Origin of the sequence: Enterobacter cloacae complex sp. 277I4 (assembly GCF_050031465.1) — a bacterium.
In the GTDB taxonomy this organism is placed as follows: Bacteria; Pseudomonadota; Gammaproteobacteria; order Enterobacterales; family Enterobacteriaceae; genus Enterobacter; species Enterobacter cloacae.
Genome location: NZ_JBLGWC010000006.1, coordinates 1 through 4,305 on the forward strand (window position 1 = coordinate 1; position 4,305 = coordinate 4,305).

General features: G+C 48.3%; 7 protein-coding genes. 3 read left to right on the forward strand and 4 right to left on the reverse strand.

Going from position 1 to position 4,305, the window contains the following annotated elements:
* Positions 1–28: 28 nt before the first annotated feature.
* Positions 29–220: a Rop family plasmid primer RNA-binding protein gene (locus ACQG19_RS27380; RefSeq protein WP_045370686.1), complete on the forward strand. Its 192-nt coding sequence runs from the start codon at positions 29–31 to the stop codon at positions 218–220.
* Positions 220–606, forward strand: coding sequence for a helix-turn-helix domain-containing protein (locus ACQG19_RS27385; RefSeq protein ID WP_045370687.1), 387 nt, complete (start codon positions 220–222; stop codon positions 604–606). The genes ACQG19_RS27380 and ACQG19_RS27385 overlap by 1 nt, the downstream gene beginning before the upstream one ends.
* A 1,021-nt stretch (positions 607–1,627) precedes the next feature.
* Here ACQG19_RS27385 and ACQG19_RS27390 read toward each other — a convergent pair.
* Together ACQG19_RS27390 and ACQG19_RS27395 are read right to left on the reverse strand one after the other, a co-directional pair.
* Complete coding sequence (locus ACQG19_RS27390) at positions 1,628–1,837, reverse strand: YdgH/BhsA/McbA-like domain containing protein (RefSeq protein ID WP_045370689.1); 210 nt, start codon at positions 1,835–1,837, stop codon at positions 1,628–1,630.
* Between the two features lie 199 nt (positions 1,838–2,036).
* Positions 2,037–2,297, reverse strand: coding sequence for a protein L (locus ACQG19_RS27395; protein ID WP_072049812.1), 261 nt, complete (start codon positions 2,295–2,297; stop codon positions 2,037–2,039).
* A 476-nt stretch (positions 2,298–2,773) separates the two neighbouring features.
* Between ACQG19_RS27395 and ACQG19_RS27400 the strand changes: the two genes are divergently transcribed.
* Positions 2,774–3,109 carry a type II toxin-antitoxin system RelE/ParE family toxin gene (locus ACQG19_RS27400; protein ID WP_063136922.1) on the forward strand — a complete coding sequence of 112 codons (336 nt, stop codon included), beginning with the start codon at positions 2,774–2,776 and terminating at the stop codon, positions 3,107–3,109.
* 19 nt (positions 3,110–3,128) lie between these two features.
* On the opposite strand, the gene ACQG19_RS27405 is transcribed toward ACQG19_RS27400, so the two are convergent.
* Together ACQG19_RS27405 and ACQG19_RS27410 are read right to left on the reverse strand one after the other, a co-directional pair.
* Positions 3,129–3,440: a helix-turn-helix domain-containing protein gene (locus tag ACQG19_RS27405; RefSeq protein WP_045370692.1), complete on the reverse strand. Its 312-nt coding sequence runs from the start codon at positions 3,438–3,440 to the stop codon at positions 3,129–3,131.
* Positions 3,441–3,801: 361 nt separating this feature from the next.
* Positions 3,802–3,912, reverse strand: a complete 111-nt coding sequence (locus tag ACQG19_RS27410; RefSeq protein ID WP_045370694.1) for a hypothetical protein — start codon at positions 3,910–3,912, stop codon at positions 3,802–3,804.
* Positions 3,913–4,305 lie beyond the last annotated feature (393 nt).

The window sequence follows — 4,305 nt, forward strand, 5'->3', positions numbered from 1 at the left end:
TTAAGCACGTACGCACTGAGGCCTGCTCATGACGAAACAAGAGAAAACCGCGCTGAATATGGCACAATTCATCCAGGGACAGTCCCTCCTGCTTCTTGAGAAACTCAATGAGCTTGATCTCGACAGGGAGGCGGACATGTGTGAAAAACTTCATGAGGATGCAGAGCTACTCTGCAGGACTCTCTCCGGGCGGTTACATGCACTACAGGATGCGGGTTAATGGCAAAAGTATCGATCAGTGAGGCCGCACGACTGACCGGAAAGAGCCGGACAACACTGCACAGGTTGATCAAGACAGGTGAACTGTCCACTTGTTACGGGGACAGAAATGCCCGTATGGTCGATGTTTCTGAGCTTATCCGTGTTTTCGGAACCCTTGAGCAACGTCTGGTTGAACAGGTTTCTGGACAGGTAAATGAACAGACTGACACAGGTGTTTCCGCGCAGAGTGAACAGGTCATTGCACAGCTGCGACAGGAAGTGGAACACCTCAAAACGCTAGTTTCCGCCAAGGATTCACACATCGACAGCCTCAAACAAGCCATGCTGCTGATCGAGCACAGGCATACCGGGGATTCATCCTGGTGGAAGTTCTGGAAACGCTGAGAACGCCTCAGTTGCCGGCGGGGCTTGTCTGATTTACTGAATGACTTAATCCAAACCTGTTTTTTCGGCCGGTCCGGACACAGCGCTCGCCGCTCTCTTCCCTCAGGGTCAAAACATCACACCCCACGCAAGACTGCGTCTTGCAGATTTATCCTTCCTTATCAGTGGCATAAGTCCAGATGTTTCAGGCGATTTACATGTATCCCGGAAAATGTCACACAATCCACACACCTGTTGGTGCCGGAGCCGGCACTGTCATATCGCCGGTTTGTGGCTATCTTTATTTATCAGTTAGTTGGATGTCACACAATCCGGCACTGGTGCCGGATCCACATACCTGTATAACGCCGCACAGTGCCGGATCCGACTACATGATATTCATCCAGGTGGCCGTATTGTGTTACTGATTTATATCCAGTGTGGTGCTGGATCCGGCACTGTGGCTTGCCGGCATTTTCAGGGTGGGGGCGCGGCTTCAATTTTTCTGAGGGTATCAGCGCCACGGGACAGGATGTGCATTTGTAATACCGCGCACACGCGGCACGCCAAATGCTCCTGTCTGGGCTCGCCGCCCCGACACCCGGCAAGTGCTTCACGGCCACGCAATGAATTACGCGCCCGTTCACCACTACTTGTCCGCAGCCGGATTTTGCGCATGCGCAAAATCACCTGCCAGAAATGCACGCCGGCAGACCCAGAAAGTGTGAAAAAGAGAGGTTATGGGGTGGATCCGGCGCCGGAATCAGAGCCATTCACCTGGCTGCATAGCCATTCACTGTGCCAGAATTCATCCCCTGCGTTTCTGGCGGCTTTTCGGGTGGTTTGTTGCCTGTTTTACCGTTCTGCCGTCAGAAACGCGCTCAGGCCGCCTGAGCGGTGCGCGTAATGAGACGTTATGGTAAATCTGCCTGTTCCGGAGACATAAAAAAGCCACCTGGTTAAAGGTGGCTTTTTTATGTGGTGAGGGAGCAGAAAGGCCGTACTCAACGACCTGTTCTGGCTGTTCCCTCAGCGACCATTCTTATTTTGTCAGCTCAGCGGTCATGTGCACCTGATTACCGGCATAGGCTTCGGTGATGTGGTAAGACGCACCAGCCTGTTTGGCCTGGGCGGCGATCTGAGCCTGGGCATCATCAAGGGTGCTGCCGGTTGCCGTTACTGACTGCGCAAAGCTGGCAAAAGAAACCAGTGAGAGTGCGGAAACTAAAACAAAAGATTTGATGTATTTCATGGCCATGTTCCTTAAGTCATTCAGTTCTGTAAAGGGCTCTGTTGCCCTGATGTGATGAATGATAGGCCGACCATGCAGTGATGAAAATCGAAACAATTTGCCAAGAATGTTCAAAAAAAATGAATTTTTCTTTGTGGCGGAGTGAAGTTCGGACAATCTGGGTCGTTAATGAGGGAAAGCCCCGAAGGGCTTCCCATGTTTAGACACCGAATTTATCACCGTTAGTGTCAGTTCTTACAATTAGCTGCCATTTAATATTTTGTTTTTGATTATGTTGATGATGGTTTTGTGGGGGGAAGGGATCGTTTTTATTACTAGTTATCTCTTTACCACATACGGTACAGCGATAAATTCCCGATACGGGAACCGTATCGCTTGGGTCGTATGTTGATGTCCACCATGTCTGTGTATGTGTAACGCGCTGTAAGAACTGTTCTGTTTTTTCCGTGTATGCAGCCATTATTTCACCTTTCTTGTTGTTTATTTTCTTGGTTTTCCTGCGTCGGAGCGTTTTTTACGTACTGTTCCGTCATTGTTTCTGTCTCGAGGTTGAGTTCCGCCACCAGGTTTGGGCACTACCACATCTTTGTTTAGCGGTCTTCTATCTGCCATCTCTTAACTCCTTCTTTCTGTGGTGACTCTCCACCGAGACTGTTGGCTTCGATGGAGGGGGACTTCCGGAAATAGCGGTTGTTTATTTATTGAGCTAACAGCTTGCGCAAGCGAAGCGGCATATTGTTAGTTTATACAACTTAGAGTATATTGATGCAATGGATATTGCCTAAAGCAGTGTCCTGAACCACTGAAATTAAATGCCTCTACCTGATGAATCTCATCGGGTGTAGAGGTTTGGCTTTTTAGTGAGGTTTTTTTAATCGGAGTATCAAATGAGAAATTTAACTGTTTTACCACTAACCCCAAACAAAGGAGGACATTATGTCCGTAAGCGAAATGAAAGAGATTCGTCTAGATGTACCTGGTGTTGATAAAGAGCTAAAGTCTTTACCTGTTGATAAAGCTTTAGCTTTTTTGCATAACTTGAAGCTGGTTGCAGCTGGAATCGAACCAGAACTGAAAGTTGAACACCTGAAAGCAGTTGCTCCAGGCGTGATTGAGTTGAAGATAAATGGTAGCCCTGCTTATCGTTGCGTGTACACGACAAAATCACCCGGCAAGGTGATCGTGTTACGTGTCTTCAAGAAAACGACCAATGGGCCTGCGCGTAAAGACTTAGAGGTCGTGAAGCAACGGCTGAAAAATCTCAAAATGTAGTGTCTACTCAAGGCGATGTTCACAGCATCGCCTTTTTCATGTCCATCTCTAAAATGACATCAGAGGATGGGTTTACTTGCATGTCTAATTTGTAACCCAGCTTGAACATGATTTCCAGCAGTGAATCTGTAGAAAACTTGTCCAACTTTCCTTTCAGCATGTTGCTAACCCTGGGTTGGCTTATCCCTAGATGTGCGGCCGCCTCTGTTTGGTTCCAGCCGTTATCTCTTACTGTTTTATGTATGGCGAGGATCAGGTTTGATTTCAGGTTCCACATGTTTAGGGATACCGGATCGCTCGTTAAGATTTCGAATATGTTTTGATTGCTCATAATTTTCATCTCCTATCTGAATGCGAGCATTTAGTTGTCACAAGACAATAGGAACGATTATTAGCTTACACTAAAGTTTGCGGATTATACAAGTTACAGTATGTCTGACAAGATGTAGGTGGGGTTTTATTTGTAAATTTAAAGCGCTCTAACAACACTTGTTGACTGGATCTCGGTCGTCAGCGTAGTCTTCACTTGTTTTAAAAAGAAAAACCGCCTGGGGAGGCGGTTTTTCAAGGTTCATTAAACCGGCAAGTTTATGAACCGAGGTAACTGGCTTAGAGGAGCACAGTAACCAAATCTGTTTTATCAGTGTAGCCGGATAGTGCATTTCTTTTCAAGACTTCACTCCTCTAATCAGTTACCCAGTGGCTGCTGCCAGTGGCGCTTTGTCGTGTCTCTCCGGGTTGGACTCAAGTCGATAGTTACCGGAGGAGGCGCAGCAGTCGGACTGAACGGGGGGTTCGTGCATACAGTCCAGCTTGGAGCGAACTGCCTTCCCGGAACTGAGTGTCAGGCGTGGAATGAGATAAACGCGGCCATAACAGCGGAATGACACCGGTAAACCGAAAGGCAGGAACAGGAGAGCGCACGAGGGAGCCGCCAGGGGGAAACGCCTGGTATCTTTATAGTCCTGTCGGGTTTCGCCACCACTGATTTGAGCGTCAGATTCTGTGATGCTTGTCAGGGGGGCGGAGCCTATGGAAAACAGCTTTGCTGCGACCTTATCTTTTTCGTTTTTCTTTCCCGGCAGGTATCCCCTGAATCTTTGGGTAACTTCGCGAGTCCGTCCTGCTCGCCGCAGACCCGTGACCGAGCATTGCGAGCGAACGGGCGAGGAAGCAGAATGTAGTCTGTCTCCACA

Bases quoted from the DNA above. Each gene is read 5' to 3' on its own strand.
- ACQG19_RS27395 (WP_072049812.1), bottom strand. From the start codon at position 2,297: ATGGCTGCATACACGGAAAAAACAGAACAGTTCTTACAGCGCGTTACA.
- ACQG19_RS27405 (WP_045370692.1), bottom strand. From the start codon at position 3,440: ATGAGCAATCAAAACATATTCGAAATCTTAACGAGCGATCCGGTATCC.
- ACQG19_RS27400 (WP_063136922.1), top strand. From the start codon at position 2,774: ATGTCCGTAAGCGAAATGAAAGAGATTCGTCTAGATGTACCTGGTGTT.
- ACQG19_RS27410 (WP_045370694.1), bottom strand. From the start codon at position 3,912: ATGCACGAACCCCCCGTTCAGTCCGACTGCTGCGCCTCCTCCGGTAAC.
- ACQG19_RS27390 (WP_045370689.1), bottom strand. From the start codon at position 1,837: ATGAAATACATCAAATCTTTTGTTTTAGTTTCCGCACTCTCACTGGTT.
- ACQG19_RS27385 (WP_045370687.1), top strand. From the start codon at position 220: ATGGCAAAAGTATCGATCAGTGAGGCCGCACGACTGACCGGAAAGAGC.
- ACQG19_RS27380 (WP_045370686.1), top strand. From the start codon at position 29: ATGACGAAACAAGAGAAAACCGCGCTGAATATGGCACAATTCATCCAG.